This is a genomic window from Kitasatospora paranensis, from assembly GCF_039544005.1.
GTDB lineage: Bacteria > Actinomycetota > Actinomycetes > Streptomycetales > Streptomycetaceae > Kitasatospora > Kitasatospora paranensis.
The window spans coordinates 1,763,055-1,781,040 of the sequence record NZ_BAABKV010000001.1 but is presented as its reverse complement, the minus strand read 5'-3'; the positions used below and the strand labels follow the sequence as shown (position 1 = coordinate 1,781,040).

The following is a 17,986-nucleotide window of genomic DNA, read 5'->3' as shown; positions in this document are numbered from 1 at the left end:
GTGCATCCCTGTCATGCCGTCGCCCATCGGCGGGTCCCGCTTTCCCTGGTGCCGGCCCGCCCACCTGCGGGCCGGTCCGGTTCGTCCGTTTTGCTTCGGCCCAGCCTAGGCCGGGCTTACAGGCCGCCCGCACGCGCCCCGCCGCCGCGGGTCACCCGCACGCACCGCGCCACGCCGCCCGGCGGGGCGGACACGGAGCGCGACCGCCAGGCTGGGGAGGAGACAGGAGGCGATGCCCCATGGCCGACCCGCGGCGCACCGGGCGGCGGACACCGCGGTTCCCGGCGGTCCGCCGGGACGCCGCGCAGCGCTCCGGCCCCCGCCCGTCCACCCGGTGCTGACGGCGGCCGCCGACTACGCGTGGCGGCTGTTGGTCGTGGGCGTGGCGGCGTACGCGGTCTTCACCGTGCTGGAGCGGTTCCAGCTGGTCGCCGTCTCCGTCTTCCTGGGCCTGGTGATCACCTCGGTGCTCCGCCCGCCGGTCGAGGTGCTGGCGCGCCGGATGCCGCGCTGGCTGGCGGTGCTGATCGGGATGCTCGGCACGATCGTCGTGGTCGCCGGACTGCTGGCGCTGGTCGGCAACGCCGTCGCGGACGAGGCGGACCGCCTCGGCAAGGAGTTCGGCGGCGGACTCGACCGGATCGAGAAATGGCTGCAGGGGCCGCCGTTCCACGTCCGCGCGAGCAGCGTCGCCGACCTGCGGGACAAGGTCGCCTCGTACCTGAGCGCACACCGCTCGACGCTGATCAGCACGGCCGTCAGCGGCGCCGGACGGCTGGTCGAGGTCGCCGGCGGGGCGGCGCTGGCGGTGTTCTGCTCGGTGTTCTTCCTGCACTCCGGCGAGAGCATGTGGCGGTGGTTCCACGGGCAGCTGCCCGTGCGCACCCGGGCCTCCTGGGACGGCGGCGGCCGGGCCGCCTGGCGCACCTTCGCCGGGTACACCCGCGGTGTGGTGATCGTGGCGGCGAGCAACGCCGTGCTGGTGGGCATCGCGCTGTACATCCTGCGGGTGCCGCTGGCGCTGCCGCTGGTGCTGCTGGAGTTCTTCGCGTCGTTCGTCCCGCTGATCGGCTCGCCGGTGGCGATGGCGGTGGCCTCCGTGGTGGCGCTCGCCGCCCGCGGGCCGGTGATCGCCATCGTGGTGCTGCTGCTGATCGTCGTGATCGGCCAGATCGAGGGCCACCTGCTGCACCCGTTGGTGATGAGCTGGGCGGTTCAGCTGCACCCGGTGGTGGTCGCGGTCTCGGTGCTGTGCGGCGGCATCGCCGCGGGCGTGATCGGCGCCGTGGTGGCCGTCCCGCTGGTCGCCGTGGTCTGGTCGGTGCTCAACGCCCTGCGCGGCCGCGGGCCGCACGCGCAGCAGGGGCCGTAGCGGGGCCCGGGCGGGTCTGCCGCGGATGGGCCGCCGGATCGGGGGCACACGCCGTCGGAGACCTCCGGAAGGAGAACCCCGATGCTGATCCTCGGACTTCTGCTGCTCGCGGCGACCGGTGCCTTCGCCGGGCTGGCGATCGCCGACAACCCCGGCGGCGGACCGGACTACGCCGTCACGGTGCTCGGCCACGGCGTGGGCACCGTGAACACCCTCGGCGCGTTCGTCGCGGGCGCCGCGCTCACCCTGGCGTTCCTGCTCGGCTGCGTGATGGCGTCCTCCGGGGCCCGGCGCGCCCGCCGCCGCTCCGCGGAACTCCGGGCGGCCCGCGCCGCCGGGCTGACGGCCCGGCCCGCACGGGCGGCGGCCCGCCGCGCCGCCGCACCGGCCGGGGCCGACCCGGTCAAGCCGTCGCTCGGGCGCCGGCTCGTCCACCGGCTCGGTCACTGACCGCGGGCCCCGCCCGGCGCCCCGGACGTCACCTCGTCCGGCGCCGGGCCCTCATCTCGGCCTCCGCGATGTGGTCGCGCCCCGGGCAGAGTGCCGCGCGGACCTGCTGCTCCGCCTCGGCGAACGCCCGGTGGTAGCCCTCGTCGTACGCCTCGACGACCTGGAAGGTCCACATCCCCGGCAGCACGTCGCGACCCTGCACGGTCCGTTCGACCAGGTCGGCCTGGGCCGTGTGGCCGGCCCGCCGCAGCGCCTCCACGGCCTCGCCGACCAGCCGGTCCGCGCCGCCGGTCAGCTGGTGGAAGTCGTACAGCCGGCCGCGGGCCCGTTCGGTGGTCTCCCACGCCTCCGACAGCAGGCCGAGCGCCGCGACCGTGGCGTCGTCCATGTCCGCCGGGCGCCGGTGCCGCTCGGCCGTCTCGTCCTGGTGCACGGTGCGCTCCTCGCGTGGCGACGGCCCCGGCCCGACCTCCGGGACGGGCGGGCCCGCACCCGGCCGGCGCGGGCAGGGCCCTCCCGGCGATCGTCGCCGCGGTCCGCGGCAGGGTCAACCAGGCCCGCCGTTCCGGCACCGCCGATCCCCCGCCTCCGTACACTCACGGGCATGGCATGCCGCATCAGTGAGCTGGTCATCGACGCCGCCGACCCCGAGGCGCTCGCCGTCTTCTGGAGCAACGTCCTCGGCTACGTCGAACTCGGCCGGGAGGACGACGGGAGCATCGAGATCGGGCCGCCCGACGCCGGCTTCGGCGGCCCGCAGCCCACCCTGGTCATCAGCCCCAGCAGCGACCCGCGCCGCGGGAAGCTCCGGCTGCACCTCGACGTGAGCGCCACCGACCGAGACCAGGACGCCGAGCTGGAGCGGCTGCTCGCCCTCGGCGCCGGGCCCGCCGACGTCGGCCAGAGCGGCGCCGAGAGCTGGTACGTCCTGGCCGACCCGGAGGGCAACGAATTCTGCCTCCTGCGGGCCCGGATCCGGCCCCTCTGACCAACGGCGTCCCGGCGCCGGGACACCCCCGTCCGGGCCGCGGCGCTTTCCCCGCCCGCGACGGAGGCGTAGGCTCGGGACGCGGAGCGCGCACGGAAAGCAGCGCGCCCGGACCGGCGGGCCCGAGGCCCCCGGCGTTCGACGGCACGGTCCACGTGCCGGGACACCGTCGCCTGAAGAAGCCGGGCGGACAGGTCTCCCTTCCGCCGAGGCGGCGCCTGCGCGCCCGGTGGATCCCTCCCGTCCGCGGAGATGACACCGTGTCCTCCACTGCTGCCCCTGCGACCACGCCCGTCCCTGTGACCACGACCTCCGAAGGCGCGCCGCTGCCGCTGCCCGGCTCGGCGCGGCCGTCCGGCGACCGACCGTCCGACCTCCCGCACCGCCCCAGCACCGAGGAGATGCGGGCGATGGGCAAGGCGGAGGCCCGCGTCCTCAGCGACGCCCTCTTCGCCCGCCTCGCCGCCCTCGAACCGGGTACCGCCGCCTACAGCTACGTCCGCGGCACGATCATCGAGCTGAACATGCCGCTGGTGCGGTTCGTCGCCGCCGGGTTCCGCCGTCGGGCGGCCGAGCCCGACGACGTCCTCCAGGCCGGCACGGTCGGCCTGATCAAGGCCGTGGACGGCTACGACCACACCCGCGGGGTCGAGTTCCTCACCTACGCCATCCCCACCATCACCGGTGAGATCAAGCGCTTCTTCCGGGACACCACCTGGCCGGTCAGGGTGCCCCGCAGCGTCCAGGAGCTCTACCTGGTGGTGGCCCGCGCGTCCGACCGCATGGAGCAGCAGCTCGGCCGGCTGCCGTCGAGCGCCGAGCTCGCCCGGGAGCTCGGCATCGACGAGGCCGAGGTGACCTCCGGGCAGTGCGCCGGACGCGTCTACCGGGCGGACTCGCTGGACTCGCTGCGCGAGGACCACGCCGACGAGGCGGGCGGCTCCCGGCTGGACCGGCTCGGCGCCCGCGATCCCGAACTGGCGCTGGTCGAATTCCGGCTCTCGGTGCGCCCGCTCGTCGCCGACCTGCCGGAACGCGACCAGACCGTGCTGCGGCTGCGCTTCTGGGAGGGGCTGACCCAGTCGGAGATCGCCGAGCGGATCGGCGTCTCCCAGATGCACGTGTCGCGGCTGCTGGCCGCCACCCTGGCCCGGTTGCGCGACGGCCTGGACGACGACGGGCCGCGGCCGCCCGCTCCGGGTGACACTGAGGGGGCGGGTGCGGCGCGCCCGCACCGCGGAGGCCGAACCCCCGGCGGCCGCGCCGGGTGAGGCCGCCGCGCCGGACGGAGGTGCCATGGACGACGGTCCGCCGCAGGTCCGCCGGCTCCTCCTGCGGGAGACGGTGGGCTCGGTGAGCCGGTGCCGCGCGTTCGCCCGGGACGTCCTCCAGGACTGGGGCTGGCTGGGGAGCGCCGATCCGGCCGTGGCGGCCGCCGCCGAGGACGTCCTGCTGATGGTGGCGGAGCTCGCCGCCAATGCCGCGATGCACGCCGACGGCGCGCGCGAGCTCGTCCTGCTCCGCTCCTCGGACGCCCTTCGGGTCGAACTCCTCGACGGGAACCCCGAGCCGCCGGCGCTCCGCACCGACCGCCGCCCCGGCCACCCCGGTGGTTACGGCCTGCTCGTGGTCGAGCGCCTCGCCCGCTCCTGGGGCAGCCGTCCGTTGCCCGGCGGCAAGGCCGTCTGGGTGGAGGTCGCGCCCCGCTGACGGGCCGGCCGCCACCCGTCCGGGGGACGCGGGCCCGGCCCGCCGCACCCCGGGTACCCGGGAGGGGTACCGTCGTCCCGGTGCGGCCGACCGCCCGGCCGCACCCTGGCGAGCGACGGGGGAGGGGCCGCGCATGGACACCGCCGGCCGCCCCGGGCCATGGCCCGGCCGATCGCGGTCGCCGCCCTGCTGCTGGGACTGATCCTCATGCACGGCTCGCCCGTCGCGGCGGCCGGCTGCCACACCCCGGCGACACCCGCAGCGGCGATGGCCGGCCCGGCCGGGACCCACGGCGGCGCCCACCGGACCGAGCCGGCGGCGGCCGAGGCGGCCCGGGCGCCGGGCGGCCACGCCGCCGTCCGTCCGGGCGCCGCGCCGGCCGGCGCCGGGACGTGCCTCTCCACCCGGGCCCAGGGCCGTACCGGGCCGGTCGCGCCGCCCATGCTCGCGCTGCTCGCCGCCGCCCTGTCCGCCGCCCGCGGCCCGTTCCGGCCGCCGGCCGCGGCCCGGGCGCCGCGCCGCCGGGGCCCACCCCGTGCGGGCCGGGCCCTGCTGCTGCGGGTCTGTGTCGCACGGACGTGAGAGGGCCCGCCGGACGGCCCGCCCGGGCCCCGGCCTCCGGTCCCCTCCCCTCCGCGCGCCGCTGCGCCGCGCCCAGCCGAAAGACCTGAGATGTCCTCCACCTCGCGTACCTCCCGTCGCCGTGCCCTGACCGCGTGCGCCACCGCGGTCGTGCTCACCGCCCTGCTCGCCGCCTGCGGCCCCGGCGGGGCGGCCCATGACTCCGCCGGCACGCACCACGACCCGGCCGCTTCGGCCCCCGCCTCGGCCGCCGACCCCTCGGGTCACCCGGCGGCGGGCGCCGCCGACGGCATGGCCGACATGCCCGGCCCGGACGGCGGCACCGGCCTCACCGACACCGTCCAGGGCTACCGCCTCACCGCGCCGGACACCCCGCTGCCCGCGGGCGCGGCGGCCGACTACCGCTTCACCGTCACCGGCCCCGACGGCCGGGCGGTCACCGACTTCGCCGTCGACCAGACCCAGCGGATGCACTTCTACGCCGTCCGCTCCGACCTGACCGGCTTCCAGCACCTGCACCCCACCATGGCCGCGGACGGCACCTGGACGGCCTCGCTGGCCGCACTCGCGCCCGGCACCTGGCGCACCTACGCCTCCTTCGTCCCGAAGAGCGGCGGGGCCGCGGGCAGCGCGCTCGTGCTCTCCCGCCCGGTCACCGTGCCCGGCACCGCCGCGGCCGTCCCGCTGCCGCCCGCCGCGACCACCGCACAGGTCGACGGCTACACCGTCACCGTCCGGGGTGAGCCGATGGCCCGGATGGCCCACCCGATGACGGTGCACATCGCCCGCGACGGCGGGCCGGTCACCGACCTGCAGCCCTACCTCGACACCTACGCCCATCTGACCGCCGTCCACGCCGGTGACCTGGCCTTCGCCCACCTGCACCCCGCGACCGCCGTCGACGGGGACCACGGCGGCCCCGACCTGACGTTCCACGCCGAGTTCCCGCAGGCCGGCGACTGGCGGCTGTTCCTGCAGTTCCGTGCGGGCGGCCGGCTCCACACCGCCGAGCTGACCCTCCGGGTCGGCTGACCTGGCCCGTCCCGTCCCGGCGGCCGGTCAGTCCGCCGGGACGGGCGGGTGCCACTCGACCAGCACGATCGTCGCGTCGTCGTCGAGGCGGCCGCGCTGGTGCTCGAGGATCGTCGAGACCAGGCGGCGCAGCGCCTCCGGAGCCCGTTCGCCGGCGGCGGCGGCCCGCACGACGTGGTCGGTCAGCCGCAGCTCGCCGAAGCGGCCCCCGTCGAACGCCCGGGCCTCGGTCACGCCGTCGGTGTGGACGAGGATCCGGTCACCCGGCTCCAGTTGCGCGGTGTGCACGGTGCGGCGCGCGCCCTCGGCGGCGGCGCCGAGCCCGAGCGGCAGTTCGCCGGGGTGTTCCAGCGCGCCGGCGACCACGTGCCCGCGTCTGATCAGGAGCGGCGGCGGGTGGCCGCAGTTGAGCCAGCGGAACAGCCCGTCGGCGACGTCCAGCGTGCCGAGGACGGCGGTCAGCAGCCGGTCCGGGATCCAGCGGGCGAGTGCCTCGTCGACGGCGGTCATGACGTCGTGCAGATCCCCGCCGGCGCGGCGGGCCGAGCGGCAGCCGGCCATCGCCACCGCCGCGGACAGCCCGGCGGCGAGGTCGTGCCCCATCGCGTCCACCACGGCCAGGTGCAGCCGCCCCGCGTGCAGCGCGTGGTCGAAGGCGTCGCCCCCGACCTCGTACGCCGGTTCCAGGACGGCACTGGACGTCACCCGGTCGGTGCCGATGCTGCGCGGCGGCAGGATCGACCAGACGAGTTCCGCCGCCAGGCTCATGGGTGCCGTGCGGACGGTGCGGACGATCGTGTCGCTGAACCCGCTCTTGGCGACGACGGCCAGGCAGGCGGCGTCGGCGAGGGCCCGGCAGCGGTCCTCCGGGCCGGGGTGGTCGCCGCGCGCGGTGACCTCCAGGACGCCGATCCGTTCGATGCCGTTGATCAGCGGCAGCCAGATCCGCAGCAGACCGTCGTCCTCGCGGGCCACCCGGACGGACGTCTCCCGGTAGGCCCGGCCGGCCAGCGTGCCCTCCACCCCGAGCGCGCGGGCGGCGCCGTGCCCGTCGTCCAGCGGGACGAGCAGGTGCTGCTGGACGTCGGCGAGGAGGATCCGGGCGCCCTCCAGGCCGAGGTCGCGCGCCGCCGCGTCGACCAGCATCGGCAGTCCGTCCGGAGAGGTATGGTGCGAGCGAGCCAGCAGCGCGGCGAGCGCCTCGCCCGAACCGTCGTGTGCCACCCTGCTCACCGCCCGCCTCCCCGGTCGCCCGGCCTGCCTTCACGGTACGCCGGGAGCACGGCCCGGTCGCCGCGGCCGGAGCCGGGTTTGGCACCGACCGGGCCGGGCAGGCGCGGGACGACGAGTGACCCGCCCGGCGGGCGGGAGAACGGAAGCGGTGATGGACACCGGCAGGCGGTGGGTACTGACCTACCCCGGTGCGCCCGGCGCGCACGAGCGGCAGCAGACGGCCGTGGTGGAGTACCGCGGCGGGGTCGGACCCCAGGGCCACGCCCTGTGCACCGACGAGAGCGGGCGGATCCAGGTGGAGATCACCGAGGACGGGTTCGCCCATCTGATCGCCTGGGCGGACCTCCCCGATCCGCAGACCCCGATCCACGCCGAACCGCTCGCCTGAGGCGGGGCCGATCCCCGGGACGACCCGCGGACGGATGCCGCACGGCGTCCCCGACGGCGTCACCCGGAGCCCCGACGACGGGAGGAGAGCACGATGGCCGGACACGGCACCGACGTGGTCACCCGACTGGAGGCCGACCACCGGGCGGTCGAGGCCCTGTTCGTCCGGCTCGGGACGGCCGCCGCCGGCGAGCGCAGGGAGCTGGTCGACACACTGGCGGACCACCTGCTGCGGCACGCGACCGCCGAACGCACCTACCTGCACCCGGCCATCCGCAGATACGTCCTGGGCGGCCGCGCCATGGCGGACCGGGAGATCGACGACCACGCCGGGATCCGCCGTCTGATCGGACGGCTGCACGGTGCCGCGGACGACGACCCGGGAACGGAGCGGTTGCGCGGCCGGCTCCTGGAGGCCGTGCACGCCCACGTCCGCGAGGAGGAGCTGCACGTCTTCCCCGCGCTGCGGGCCGCGGCCGGGCAGGCCGTCCTCGACGCCCTGGGGGAGCAGCTGCACACCTGCCGGTACGTGCAGCCGCACGCCGCGCACCGGCCCTGCACCCCTCCCGGCCGGAACCCGGCGACCGGGTCCTGAACCCCGCTCGAAGCCGGTCCTGAATCCCGCTCGACCGGTCCGCCCCGGCGGTGCCGTGCGATCGACGGCGCCGGGCGGTCGCGGCACCATCGAGGCGTGAGCACCCGGACGAAGGGAGATCCCCCGATGAGCGTGCGACGCAGGGCCTGGGCCGGGACGGCCGCCATGGCCGACCGTGACGGGCGCCGGGCCGAGGCCGGAACGCGCGCCGACGCCGAGGTCGGCGGTGCCGACCTCCTCGACGCGGACGGCCGGGACGGCGCGACGCAGGGTGACCTCGCCCCGGACGGCGACGACCGAACGGGCGAGGGCCCCCGGCCGCCTGCCGCGGACACCGCAGCGCCGTGACACGGACGGGTGCGCCCGGGTGGCTGACGCGGCGGCCGCTGCCGATGCTGACAGCGAGTGGTCGAGTGACCACGAACCGTTGTGCGCTATTCGAGGAGTTCCCGTGGCACGCCCAGTTTCCGCCGAACCGTCCGTCTCGACGGCTCCCCCGTCCGCGCTCCACCCCGGCCCGGACGAAGGCGAGCCGGGCGGCCTGGCGGTGGTGGTGCTCGACGCCGCGGCCGGCCGCCGTCCTGCGGGCGAGGTGGCGGAACTGCTCCGGCTGCTCGCCGGCCACACCTTCCCGGGCGCGGAGACCGCCCTGCGGGCCGCTGCCGTCAGCCGGCCGGTCGGCGACCTGGCCGAACTCGTCATGGCGCTCGGCCGGGACGACCCGGCCGGTGACCTCGTGCTGACGGAGGCCGTGCTGCGGCGGCCGGTGGGAGAGGTGGCCCAGCTCGCGGAGCTGGCCGGGGAGCACGCCTCGGCCGCCTTCGGCCGGGCGCTGACGAGGGCCGCCCTGGTCCGTCCGGTGGCCGACGTCGCCGACATGGTCCGCACGCTGCCGATGACCGGCCCGCGGCCGGCCGTCCTGCCGGCGCCCGCGGACGCCGGGTCGTCCCGGACGCCGGAGGACGCGGCGGAGGCCAAGGCACCCCGCGCCCGGGCGCTGCGCTGGCCGGGGGCCGCCGCCGTACGGAACTGACCGGCTCGGACTCGGACTCAGGCGCCTGCCCGCGACCGTGGGCAGGCGCCCTGCTGTCCGGGCCCGGTCCCGTCCGGGGCGGTCACCCGGCGACGGCCTGCTCCAGGTCCCGCGCCGCGGCCAGCCAGCCGGCGAACAGTGCGGCGTCCACGTCGGCGGTCGACCGGAGCCGCACGCTCGCCATCGAGCGGGCCCCCGCCGCCAGCCGGCCGGACGGGTCGGCGACCTCCTGGCCCCGCCAGAGCCCGAAGGCGAGGTGGCCGGCGTAGGCCTTGACGAAGCAGACCGGCGCCTTGCCCGGGGCCGCGCCCAGGCTCCACACCGGGTGGCCGTGCCAGACCGCTCCGGTGCCGGGCACCGCCTGCTCGATCAGGGGGAGCAGCAGGTCGCAGATCCGCTGCTGGGCCTCGGGGAGCGAGGCGGTGTAGTCGTCCACGGTGGCGGAGCGGGTCATGTCGTGTCCTCGGTGTCGGTGCCGTTCCCGGCGGTCCGGTCGATCTGCCACCCGGACGTCGACCGGGCGATGCGACAGGGAACGCCGTGCGCCGCCCGATGCCGTCGACAAGGGCGCAGGTGTGCGGGCCGGATCCGGGGGCAGTCGACCGGTGCGCGGCCGCCGGAACGGACGGCGGCCGGGTGACCGCAACGAGAAACGAGAGGTGAGGACCATGAGCGGCATCGAGATCTGGGAGTTCCGCACCACGTCCGGTCACGTCTCCGGCTCCGACCTGGTGGGCTTCGGCGTCGAGGCGACCGACGGGCACATCGGCAGGATCGACCGGCACTCCGAGGAGGTCGGCGCGTCCCACCTGGTGGTCGACACCGGCCCGTGGATCTTCGGGCGGCAGGTGCTGCTGCCCGCCGGCACCGTGGTGAGCGTCGACGAGGAGGAGCGCAAGGTCCACGTCGACCGCAGCAAGGACGAGATCAAGAACGGCCCGGAGTACCACCCGGACCAGCACGGCGGCGACCCGGCCTACAAGGAGCTGTACGGCGGCTACTACGGCCCGTTCTACGGCCCGCCGCTCTGATCTGCGCTCCGCCACCCGCCGGCCGGCCTGATCCGGGCCTGTCGCCCCCGGACGCCGGGGTGGGCCGCCGCCGCACCGGTGGCGGCCCGCCCCGGCGTCCGGGCGTGCGGCGGGTCAGCGCTCCTCCTCGGGGCGCCCGGGCTCCTCCCAACGGGTGTGGAAGGAGCCGTCGCGGTCGATGCGGCGGTACGTGTGCGCGCCGAAGAAGTCCCGCTGGCCCTGGATCAGCGCAGCCGGCAGCACCCGGGCCCGCAGGCTGTCGTAGTACGCCAGTGCGGTGGCGAAGCCGGGCGTCGGCACCCCCAGTTGAGCGGCGGTGGACACCACCCGGCGCCAGGCCGACTGCGCACCGGCCAGGGCCTGCAGGAAGTGCTCGTCGGTCAGCAGGGAGGGCCGCTCGCGGTCGCCCTCGTAGGCCGCCCGGATCCGGTCGAGGAAGCGCGCCCGGATGATGCAGCCGCCGCGCCAGATGGTGGCCATCGCCCCCGGGTCGATCCGCCACCCGTACTCGTCGCTGCCGGCCTGGATCTGCTGGAAGCCCTGGGCGTACGCGACGATCTTGGACGCGTAGAGTGCCTGCTCGACGTCCTCGGCGAAGCGGTCCGAGGCCGCGCTGTCCAGCCAGGTCTCGGTCGGGCCCGGCAGCCCGGCGGAGGCCTTCCGCAGCTCCGCGTGGCCCGACAGCGAGCGGGCGAAGACCGCCTCGGCGATGCCGCTCACCGGCACCCCGAGTTCGAGGGCGGTCTGCACCGTCCAGCGTCCGGTGCCCTTCTGCTCGGCCCGGTCGAGCACCACGTCGACGAAGGGCCGGCCGGTGGCGGCGTCGGTGTGGGCGAGGACGTCGGCGGTGATCCCGATCAGGTACGACTCCAGGCGGCCGCCGTTCCACTCCCGGAACACCGCGGCGATCTCCGGTGGCTGCAGCCCGCCCGCGTGCCGCAGCAGGTCGTACGCCTCGGCGATCAGCTGCATGTCGGCGTACTCGATGCCGTTGTGCACCATCTTCACGAAGTGGCCGGCGCCGTCCGGGCCGACGTGGGTGCAGCACGGCCGTCCGTCGACCTGGGCGGCGATGTCCTCCAGCAGGGGCCCCAGCACCCGGTAGGACTCCTCCGAACCGCCGGGCATGATGCTCGGGCCCTCCAGGGCGCCCTGCTCGCCGCCGGAGACACCGCTGCCCACGAAGTGCAGGCCCCGCTCGCGCAGGGCCTGCTCGCGCCGTCGGGTGTCGAGGAAGTGCGCGTTGCCGCCGTCGACCACGACGTCCCCCTCGTCCAGCAGCGGGACCAGCTCGTCGATGACGTCGTCCGTCGGCTGCCCGGCCTTGACCATGATCACCAGCCGCCGGGGGCGCTCCAGGGCGGCGGTGAACTCCTCCAGCGAGGCGGTCGCGGTGAAGTCGCCCTCGCCGCCGAACTCGTCGACCAAGGCCCTGGTCCGGGCCTCCGTCCGGTTGTGGACGGCGACCCGGTAGCCGTGGCGGGCGAAGTTGCGCGCCAGGTTGCGGCCCATGACGGCCAATCCGGTGACGCCGATCTGTGCCAGGGGCCGCGCAGTCATGACGGGGACTCCAGATGCCTCGACGAAGGGACTCCGTCCACCACCCTTCCGCGATCCCGCCCGCCGCGCATCCGCACCGCGGTGGCGCCGGGCTCCACGACGCGGCCGGCGGCCCGCACGTGCTGTGCGGGCCGCCGGCCGGGAGGAGGGGCGTCACCAGTAGTGGCGCCGGCCGCCGACCGCGTGGCCGACGGAGCCCGCGACCCAGAGCACGAGGCCGATCACGGCGAGCAGGAGGCCGATCGTCCACAGGATGGAGATTCCGGTGACGAAGCCGATGAGAAGGAGAAGGACGCCGATGAGGATCATGAGAGCTCCGTTCGGTGCGGAGGCGGGGTGCCGCCGGTCCGGGTGCCGCCGGAAGGGGTGGCACGAGGAGCGTCTGCTCGGCTTCGGCGTCGGGAAACCTGCCGGGGCCCCGCCGTCGCAATGGTGGTTCTCCGCGGGCGGTCGCAGCCGTCGGGCCGGGTGCGGACGGGCCGCCGCGCCCCTGCCACGACCGTGCCGGGCCCGCCCGCGGCCGTCGGCACGCCCCCGCGGTCACCAGCCGGTGTCCGGACCTGACACACTGCGATCATGAACACCGACCGCCGCCCCCTGGGCCGGCCCGCTTTCTCCGAACCCGCCACCCAGGACACCGGCATGCCCCGGCCCCGCAGGCTGCCTCCCGTCGGCCAGGCGGTGTTCCTGTCCCCGCCCGACCTCGACGAGCCCGAGACGACGGACGCCGTCCGACCGGGGCTGCCCGGCGAGATGACCTTCACCGCCCCCGACGACCGGGCCTGACCCCGGCGCCCCCGCACCCGGTCCGCGGTAGGGCCGCCGATATGGATTAACGGAAAGCCGCCCACGTGCCGTACAGTCGTGACCAACGACGCGGGGTGGAGCAGCTCGGTAGCTCGCTGGGCTCATAACCCAGAGGTCGCAGGTTCAAATCCTGTCCCCGCTACCAGTACAGGACGGCCCGGATGCGCACTGCGCATCCGGGCCGTCCTGCGTGCTGTCCGGGCCCTGCGGCCGCCCGTCCCCTGCCGCCCTGCCCGCGCCCCCGTTCCCGGTGGGACCTGCCGTCCGCAGCGGATCGCGCTTGACCTCAACCGCACTTCACCTTGTTGTCTGGTCACAGACGGCCCCCGAACGGGTGGCCGGCCGCTCTTCCTTTCCGAAATGCCTTTCCAGGAGGATTCAGTGACACAGCGTCAGCTCAGGGTCGCGGTCATCATCGGCAGCGTCCGCGACGGCCGGTTCGGTCCGGTCGTGAGCCGGTGGTTCGCCCAGCAGGCAGAAGGGCACGGGGACTTCGAGGTGGACGTGATCGACCTTGCCGAGGCCGACCTGTCGATGGTGCTCCCCGCGTTCGGGGCGACTCCGGCGCCGGAGACGCTCGCCGCCGTGCAGTCCGTCAGCACGCGACTGGCCGAGGCGGACGCCTTCGTGGTGGTGACGCCCGAGTACAACCACAGCTACCCGGCGTCCCTGAAGAACGTGATCGACTGGCACAACGCGCAGTGGCATGCCAAGCCGGTGGCGTTCGTCGCCTACGGCGGCCTCTCCGGCGGCCTGCGCGCGGTCGAGCACCTGCGGCAGGTCTTCGCCGAGCTGCACGCCGTCACCGTCCGGGACACCGTGAGCTTCCACGGCGCCTGGTCGCAATTCGACGACGAGGGCAACCCGAAGGACCCGGACGCCGTCAACGCCGCGGCCAAGACCATGCTCGACCAGCTCGGCTGGTGGTCCCTCGCGCTGCGCGAGGCCCGCGACAAGCGGCCCTACCGCACCTGACGGGGCCGACGACCCGTCCGGCCCGACCGACACCCGCCGGGCGGTCGGGCCGGACGGGAGCCGTGCCTCCCCAGGGCGATCGTCCGAGAGAGTGACCGTCCGTCAGGTCGTGACGGGGCACCGTCGGCACGCGCCCTAGCGTGATGGTATGGATACAGAACACGCATCCGGCGCATCCGCCAGGGCGGGCAGACCGGGCGGGCCCGGCCACCCGCCGCGGACCGGGATCTCCGCCGTGCTCGTGATGGCCCTGGCTATGCTCACCTTCGCCGCCGTCGTCTCGCCCGCCGCCGCCGCGCGCGCGAGGGCGGCGGTGTGACGGTGAACTTCACGAACAACAGCGACCGCGCCCTGACGCTCGCGAGCCTCACCGCGACCCGGGGATGCCTGATCGGCGGTCAGCCGGGCGAGATCGCCCCGGGCACCTCGGCCAGCTGGTCGTCCGCGCCCTGCCTCGGATCGAACGGCAGCGCGGGCAACGCCTCCTTCCGGATCGCCGGAGAGGACACCGGCACGGTGCAGGTGAGCTGGGACAGCCCGACCACCGGGCCGAACACCTACACCCAGACGGCGCCGGGCGGCTACGTCATCGGCCGCACCGGCGGTGCGGGCGCCAACCCGACCGTCCAGTTCACCTTCGACTGCAACTCCACCACCTGCGACGGGATCCCCGACGACTGGAAGCGCAACGGCGTGACCCTCGATCCCGGTGACGGCAGCGGGCCGCAGTTCATCGACCTGCCCGCGATGGGCGCCGACGTCAACAAGCCGGACATCTTCGTGCAGCTCGACTGGATGGCCGACGCCACCCACAGCCACGCGCTCGACCCGCAGGCGATCCGCCGGGTGGTCGAGGCGTTCAAGAACTCCCCTACACCAAGCACTCGCCGTCCACCGGCATCAACCTGCACATCGACGCCGGGCCGGGGAGCATCCTCGACTTCGACACGAACACCACCTGGGGCGATCTCAGCAGGGCACGGCAGCTGCCCGAGCAGGCCAACCTCGGCACCCTCGACGGCAACGGCAACTACCGCTGGGACGCCTTCAACACCATCAAGACGCAGGCGGGCGGCTTCGTCAGCTCCGGGCGGGCCCCGATCTTCCGGTACGCCGTCTCGGCCGACCGCCTGTGGCCCGGCTCGACCACCCTCGGGATCGCCGCACTCCCGGGCAGCGACTTCATCCTCAGCCTGGGTGCCCTCGCCGCCGACATCCCGCTGATCCCCGCGCAGGCCGTCGACTTCATGCACGAACTCGGCCACAACCTGAGCCTGCGGCACGCCGGGGACACCGACCTCCCGAACAACAAGCCGCAGTACTTCAGCGTGATGAACTACTCCTTCTCCGTCCGGGGCCTGACCGCCGGTGCGACCACCGGCATCGCCGACTACTCCCGCGACGTCCGCAGCCTGAACGAGCCCTTCCTGGACGAGAACGTCTACCCGTTCAGCAGCAGGGACTACGACGTCGTCCACTACTGCAGGAACGACCCGAACGGGCCGTACATCACCACGGCGAGGAGCAAGGGCTGGGTCGACTGGAACTGCAACGGCGTTCAGAACCGCGGCGTGGTCAACGCCGACGTCAACGGTGACGGGCAGTACACGCGGCTCACCGGTCACGACGACTGGAGCGCCCTGCGGCTGCGGGCCGGCGAGATCGGCCAGGTCGGCGCGGCCAACCTCCCCGACGCGCCGACCCCGAACAACGAGCCGACCATGGAGCAGGAGGAGGGCGTGCTGCCGCTGGACACCACGCCGCCGGTCACCGCCGCCGCCACCGACTCGGCCGCCGAATGGAAGGACCGCTACACGAGGGACGTGACCGTCACCCTCAGCGCCACCGACGACATCTCGGGCGTGAGCACGACCGAGTACAACCTGGACGGCACCGGCTGGACGGCCTACACCGGCCCGATCGCGGTGACCGGGGACAGCCGGCACAAGCTGCTGTACCGGTCGACCGACTTCGCGGAGAACCAGGAGGCCGACAAGTCCCTGACCCTGTGGATCGACTGCGGGCACGGCCACGAGCACGACCCCGGCCACCCGTCGGGCCCGGACTCGTGAGCATGACGGTCACCGCCGCGGGCTGAACGGCAGCGCCCGGGTCCGGCCGGCCCCGGGCGCTGCGGTGCCCGTCGGTCCGGGACCTGCTGCGCGACCGGCACCCGACCCGGCCCTTCACCCGGTGGAGCTCTGCGTACGGGGGCGCGCCGTCTTGACCGGCGCGCCCGCGGTGGCTGGACTGTGAGGAGACCCACGGCGAGAGGGAGGGCGGCCGATGGCCGACGACGGCAACCGGCGCAGGCTCGACCGGCAGGTGCTGCACGACGGCCCCTACCTGAGACTTCTGGCCGACACGGTCGAAGGGCTCGCGCCGCCGGGCGTGTACGAGCATGTGGAGGTCTCCGACGCCGTCCGGGTGGTCGCCGTCGACGCCGACGGGCTGGTGCTGCTCGTCCAGGACGAGTTCTACCTCACCGGCCGTCGGATGACGCACCTGCCGGGCGGCGGCATCGAACCCGGCGAGGAGGCGCCGGCCGCGGCCGCGCGCGAACTGGAGGAGGAGACCGGATGGCGGGCCTCGGCCTGGCAGCGGCTCGGCCTGATCCACCCGCTGCCGTCCAGCACCGCCGCCGTCACCCACCTCTTCCTCGCCCGCGACCTGACGCCCGGCCGGATCGCCCGGGACACCACCGAGGAGCACATGACCGTGCACCGGGCCACCCCGGCCGAGGTGCTGGCGATGGTGCACGACGGGACGATCACCGAGGCCGGCAGTGTCGCCGCGATCCTGCAGGCCGCCCACCTGCTGCGCCCCGGGAACGGCGACCGACGCAGCGACGGCTGAGGCAGCGGCGGCTGAGGCAGCAGTGGCCCCGGGCACGGCGATCCCGCCGACGGTGACCCCCGGGGGCGGTGCGGACCGTCCCCGGGGGCGCCGACGGGAGACCCGGCGGCCGGGCGCCGGGCCGTCCACCCGTCAGGCAGCGGCCGCCGCCGCGGCGGCGACCGCCCGGATCAGCCGGGCGTTCTCCGGGGCCGCACCGCCCGGGAAGGCGAAGCGGCGGCGGTTGTAGCCGTAGGCGAGACCGAGACCGAGACCGAGACCGAGGCCCGGGTCGGCGAAGGCCAGCGATCCGGCCGCGCCGCTGTGCCCGAACGCGCCCGCGCCCAGGACGGGAAACGCGTCCGACACGGCGGAGAAGCCGAGCGCGAACGCGTTGTGCTTGCCCAGCACGACGTCGTGGCCGACCGAGTGCACCTGCGCGAACTCCGCTGCGGTGTCCGGCTTGAGCAGCGGCGCCCGGCCGTCCACGGTGCTGATCGCGGCCGCGTACATCCCGGCCATGCCCCGGGCGGAGCCGATGCCGCCGACCGAGGCGGGGCCCTTCGCGCGGACGACCCGGTGGTTCGGCAGGGCGTCCAGTGGCTGCTCCGGGCGGCTGCCGTTGAAGGCGATGCCGCGCAGGCTGCCCGGCCCGGCCGCGGTGGCGGCCAGCACGGCCCGCTGCGCGGGGGTGGGCAGCATCGGCTGGGTGGTCCGGAAGCGCGCCTCCTGCTCCTCGGGCAGCCCGAGGAAGAAGTCCAGCCCGTACGGGGCCCGCACCCGCTCCTCGAACAGCTCCTGGATCGTCCGGCCGGTCACCCGGCGGACCACCTCCCCGTCAACGCGCCGATCACCAGGGCGTGGTAGCCGAACGCCGCACCCGGCCGCCAGCGCGGACGCTCCGCCGCCAGCCGCTCGGCCAGCACCCGGTCGTCGGCCAGTTCCTCCAGGGAGAAGCCGCCGTCGACGCCGATCACCCCGGCCCGGTGCGCCAGCAGGTCCCGCAGGGTGATGTCCTGCTTGCCCTGCGCGGCGAACTCCGGCCAGTACGCGGCGACCCGCTCGTCCGGGTCGAGCGCCCCCTCCTGCACGAGGAGCGCCACCACCAGGTGCGCCGCTCCCTTCGTCGAGGAGAACACCCCGGTGAGGGTGTCCCCGTCGAACTCCGGCCCCGTCCAGAGGTCGACGACCCGCTCGGCGCCGTGATGGACGACCAGCTGCGCCGCGTAGTCACCGCCCTCGTCCGCGGCCACGGCCGCGAACTCCTCCCGCACTGCCTCGAATCCCGCCCCGACGCTGCCGGAAACCTCGATGCCGTCCGTCATGGACCCTCCCCGCTCGTGTGTTGACCGGATGTCAAACCCTCTGGCGGTGGCGGTGATTCCCGCGGCACGCA

22 protein-coding genes, 1 tRNA gene and 1 pseudogene are annotated in these 17,986 nt (G+C 75.3%); 18 read left to right on the top strand and 6 right to left on the bottom strand.

Annotated features, from left to right (window positions below; genetic code table 11):
* Window positions 1-232 precede the first annotated feature (232 nt).
* On the top strand, window positions 233-1,372 hold the full coding sequence (locus ABEB13_RS08960; protein ID WP_345705050.1) for an AI-2E family transporter: 1,140 nt from the start codon (window positions 233-235) through the stop codon (window positions 1,370-1,372).
* An 81-nt stretch (window positions 1,373-1,453) separates the two neighbouring features.
* On the top strand, window positions 1,454-1,822 hold the full coding sequence (locus ABEB13_RS08955; RefSeq protein WP_345705049.1) for a hypothetical protein: 369 nt from the start codon (window positions 1,454-1,456) through the stop codon (window positions 1,820-1,822).
* 28 nt (window positions 1,823-1,850) lie between these two features.
* Here ABEB13_RS08955 and ABEB13_RS08950 read toward each other — a convergent pair whose 3' ends face one another.
* Complete coding sequence (locus ABEB13_RS08950; protein ID WP_345709600.1) at window positions 1,851-2,210, bottom strand: hypothetical protein; 360 nt, start codon at window positions 2,208-2,210, stop codon at window positions 1,851-1,853.
* A 216-nt stretch (window positions 2,211-2,426) separates the two neighbouring features.
* Here ABEB13_RS08950 and ABEB13_RS08945 point away from each other — a divergent pair, with 216 nt between their 5' ends.
* The 5 genes from ABEB13_RS08945 to ABEB13_RS08925 all read left to right on the top strand — a co-directional run bounded on the left by ABEB13_RS08945 (window position 2,427) and on the right by ABEB13_RS08925 (window position 6,134).
* Entirely contained in the window at window positions 2,427-2,810 is a 384-nt protein-coding gene (locus ABEB13_RS08945) for a VOC family protein (RefSeq protein ID WP_345705048.1), read from the top strand.
* Window positions 2,811-3,109: 299 nt separating this feature from the next.
* Complete coding sequence (locus ABEB13_RS08940; RefSeq protein ID WP_345705047.1) at window positions 3,110-4,081, top strand: SigB/SigF/SigG family RNA polymerase sigma factor; 972 nt, start codon at window positions 3,110-3,112, stop codon at window positions 4,079-4,081.
* Window positions 4,082-4,106: 25 nt separating this feature from the next.
* Window positions 4,107-4,520, top strand: a complete 414-nt coding sequence (locus tag ABEB13_RS08935) for an ATP-binding protein (protein WP_345705046.1) — start codon at window positions 4,107-4,109, stop codon at window positions 4,518-4,520.
* Window positions 4,521-4,679: 159 nt separating this feature from the next.
* Window positions 4,680-5,102: a hypothetical protein gene (locus ABEB13_RS08930; protein ID WP_345705045.1), complete on the top strand. Its 423-nt coding sequence runs from the start codon at window positions 4,680-4,682 to the stop codon at window positions 5,100-5,102.
* A gap of 90 nt (window positions 5,103-5,192) precedes the next feature.
* A complete protein-coding gene (locus ABEB13_RS08925; RefSeq protein ID WP_345705044.1) occupies window positions 5,193-6,134 on the top strand; it encodes a hypothetical protein in 942 nt (313 codons plus the stop codon).
* A gap of 27 nt (window positions 6,135-6,161) precedes the next feature.
* Here ABEB13_RS08925 and ABEB13_RS08920 read toward each other — a convergent pair whose 3' ends face one another.
* Entirely contained in the window at window positions 6,162-7,367 is a 1,206-nt protein-coding gene (locus tag ABEB13_RS08920; RefSeq protein WP_345705043.1) for a PP2C family protein-serine/threonine phosphatase, read from the bottom strand.
* Window positions 7,368-7,518: 151 nt separating this feature from the next.
* Between ABEB13_RS08920 and ABEB13_RS08915 the strand changes: the two genes are divergently transcribed.
* From ABEB13_RS08915 to ABEB13_RS08900, 4 genes are all read left to right on the top strand, one after another.
* A complete protein-coding gene (locus tag ABEB13_RS08915) occupies window positions 7,519-7,755 on the top strand; it encodes a DUF6296 family protein (protein WP_100891318.1) in 237 nt (78 codons plus the stop codon).
* 93 nt (window positions 7,756-7,848) lie between these two features.
* Window positions 7,849-8,349, top strand: a complete 501-nt coding sequence (locus ABEB13_RS08910; protein WP_345705042.1) for a hemerythrin domain-containing protein — start codon at window positions 7,849-7,851, stop codon at window positions 8,347-8,349.
* Between the two features lie 126 nt (window positions 8,350-8,475).
* Entirely contained in the window at window positions 8,476-8,697 is a 222-nt protein-coding gene (locus ABEB13_RS08905; RefSeq protein WP_345705041.1) for a hypothetical protein, read from the top strand.
* A 103-nt stretch (window positions 8,698-8,800) separates the two neighbouring features.
* Window positions 8,801-9,382, top strand: coding sequence for a hypothetical protein (locus ABEB13_RS08900; protein ID WP_345705040.1), 582 nt, complete (start codon window positions 8,801-8,803; stop codon window positions 9,380-9,382).
* Window positions 9,383-9,464: 82 nt separating this feature from the next.
* Here the strand turns inward: ABEB13_RS08900 and ABEB13_RS08895 are convergent, their stop codons facing one another.
* A complete protein-coding gene (locus ABEB13_RS08895; RefSeq protein WP_345705039.1) occupies window positions 9,465-9,836 on the bottom strand; it encodes a DUF1801 domain-containing protein in 372 nt (123 codons plus the stop codon).
* A 214-nt stretch (window positions 9,837-10,050) separates the two neighbouring features.
* Here ABEB13_RS08895 and ABEB13_RS08890 point away from each other — a divergent pair, with 214 nt between their 5' ends.
* Entirely contained in the window at window positions 10,051-10,413 is a 363-nt protein-coding gene (locus ABEB13_RS08890; RefSeq protein WP_100891323.1) for a PRC domain containing protein, read from the top strand.
* Window positions 10,414-10,527: 114 nt separating this feature from the next.
* Here the strand turns inward: ABEB13_RS08890 and gndA are convergent, their stop codons facing one another.
* Window positions 10,528-11,973, bottom strand: coding sequence for an NADP-dependent phosphogluconate dehydrogenase (gene gndA / locus ABEB13_RS08885; protein WP_345705038.1), 1,446 nt, complete (start codon window positions 11,971-11,973; stop codon window positions 10,528-10,530).
* A 153-nt stretch (window positions 11,974-12,126) separates the two neighbouring features.
* A complete protein-coding gene (locus ABEB13_RS08880; RefSeq protein ID WP_345705037.1) occupies window positions 12,127-12,282 on the bottom strand; it encodes a DUF6131 family protein in 156 nt (51 codons plus the stop codon).
* Between the two features lie 267 nt (window positions 12,283-12,549).
* Between ABEB13_RS08880 and ABEB13_RS08875 the strand changes: the two genes are divergently transcribed.
* The 6 genes from ABEB13_RS08875 (at window position 12,550) to ABEB13_RS08850 (ending at window position 16,611) form a co-directional block, all read left to right on the top strand.
* On the top strand, window positions 12,550-12,759 hold the full coding sequence (locus tag ABEB13_RS08875) for a hypothetical protein (RefSeq protein WP_345705036.1): 210 nt from the start codon (window positions 12,550-12,552) through the stop codon (window positions 12,757-12,759).
* Between the two features lie 89 nt (window positions 12,760-12,848).
* A tRNA-Met gene (locus tag ABEB13_RS08870) sits at window positions 12,849-12,925 on the top strand.
* 236 nt (window positions 12,926-13,161) lie between these two features.
* Window positions 13,162-13,755: an NADPH-dependent FMN reductase gene (locus ABEB13_RS08865; RefSeq protein WP_345705034.1), complete on the top strand. Its 594-nt coding sequence runs from the start codon at window positions 13,162-13,164 to the stop codon at window positions 13,753-13,755.
* A gap of 321 nt (window positions 13,756-14,076) precedes the next feature.
* The gene (locus tag ABEB13_RS08860; RefSeq protein WP_345705033.1) at window positions 14,077-14,979 is read left to right on the top strand and encodes a hypothetical protein; all 903 of its coding nucleotides are present in this window, start codon (window positions 14,077-14,079) and stop codon (window positions 14,977-14,979) included.
* 23 nt (window positions 14,980-15,002) lie between these two features.
* The gene (locus tag ABEB13_RS08855; RefSeq protein WP_345705032.1) at window positions 15,003-15,827 is read left to right on the top strand and encodes an OmpL47-type beta-barrel domain-containing protein; all 825 of its coding nucleotides are present in this window, start codon (window positions 15,003-15,005) and stop codon (window positions 15,825-15,827) included.
* Between the two features lie 214 nt (window positions 15,828-16,041).
* Window positions 16,042-16,611 (top strand): NUDIX domain-containing protein, encoded by a 570-nt coding sequence (locus ABEB13_RS08850; RefSeq protein ID WP_345705031.1) that lies wholly within the window; start codon window positions 16,042-16,044, stop codon window positions 16,609-16,611.
* A gap of 132 nt (window positions 16,612-16,743) precedes the next feature.
* Here ABEB13_RS08850 and ABEB13_RS08845 read toward each other — a convergent pair.
* Window positions 16,744-17,915, bottom strand: a pseudogene (locus tag ABEB13_RS08845) (serine hydrolase domain-containing protein).
* Between the last annotated feature and the right edge of the window lie 71 nt (window positions 17,916-17,986).

Coding starts and splice junctions, on each gene's coding strand:
- ABEB13_RS08930 (WP_345705045.1), top strand. CDS start 4,680: ATGGCCCGGCCGATCGCGGTCGCCGCCCTGCTGCTGGGACTGATCCTC.
- ABEB13_RS08915 (WP_100891318.1), top strand. CDS start 7,519: ATGGACACCGGCAGGCGGTGGGTACTGACCTACCCCGGTGCGCCCGGC.
- ABEB13_RS08895 (WP_345705039.1), bottom strand. CDS start 9,836: ATGACCCGCTCCGCCACCGTGGACGACTACACCGCCTCGCTCCCCGAG.
- ABEB13_RS08880 (WP_345705037.1), bottom strand. CDS start 12,282: ATGATCCTCATCGGCGTCCTTCTCCTTCTCATCGGCTTCGTCACCGGA.
- ABEB13_RS08945 (WP_345705048.1), top strand. CDS start 2,427: ATGGCATGCCGCATCAGTGAGCTGGTCATCGACGCCGCCGACCCCGAG.
- ABEB13_RS08890 (WP_100891323.1), top strand. CDS start 10,051: ATGAGCGGCATCGAGATCTGGGAGTTCCGCACCACGTCCGGTCACGTC.
- ABEB13_RS08850 (WP_345705031.1), top strand. CDS start 16,042: ATGGCCGACGACGGCAACCGGCGCAGGCTCGACCGGCAGGTGCTGCAC.
- ABEB13_RS08935 (WP_345705046.1), top strand. CDS start 4,107: ATGGACGACGGTCCGCCGCAGGTCCGCCGGCTCCTCCTGCGGGAGACG.
- ABEB13_RS08955 (WP_345705049.1), top strand. CDS start 1,454: ATGCTGATCCTCGGACTTCTGCTGCTCGCGGCGACCGGTGCCTTCGCC.
- ABEB13_RS08950 (WP_345709600.1), bottom strand. CDS start 2,210: ATGGACGACGCCACGGTCGCGGCGCTCGGCCTGCTGTCGGAGGCGTGG.
- ABEB13_RS08910 (WP_345705042.1), top strand. CDS start 7,849: ATGGCCGGACACGGCACCGACGTGGTCACCCGACTGGAGGCCGACCAC.
- ABEB13_RS08925 (WP_345705044.1), top strand. CDS start 5,193: ATGTCCTCCACCTCGCGTACCTCCCGTCGCCGTGCCCTGACCGCGTGC.
- ABEB13_RS08855 (WP_345705032.1), top strand. CDS start 15,003: ATGCACGAACTCGGCCACAACCTGAGCCTGCGGCACGCCGGGGACACC.
- ABEB13_RS08960 (WP_345705050.1), top strand. CDS start 233: ATGCCCCATGGCCGACCCGCGGCGCACCGGGCGGCGGACACCGCGGTT.
- gndA (WP_345705038.1), bottom strand. CDS start 11,973: ATGACTGCGCGGCCCCTGGCACAGATCGGCGTCACCGGATTGGCCGTC.
- ABEB13_RS08905 (WP_345705041.1), top strand. CDS start 8,476: ATGAGCGTGCGACGCAGGGCCTGGGCCGGGACGGCCGCCATGGCCGAC.
- ABEB13_RS08875 (WP_345705036.1), top strand. CDS start 12,550: ATGAACACCGACCGCCGCCCCCTGGGCCGGCCCGCTTTCTCCGAACCC.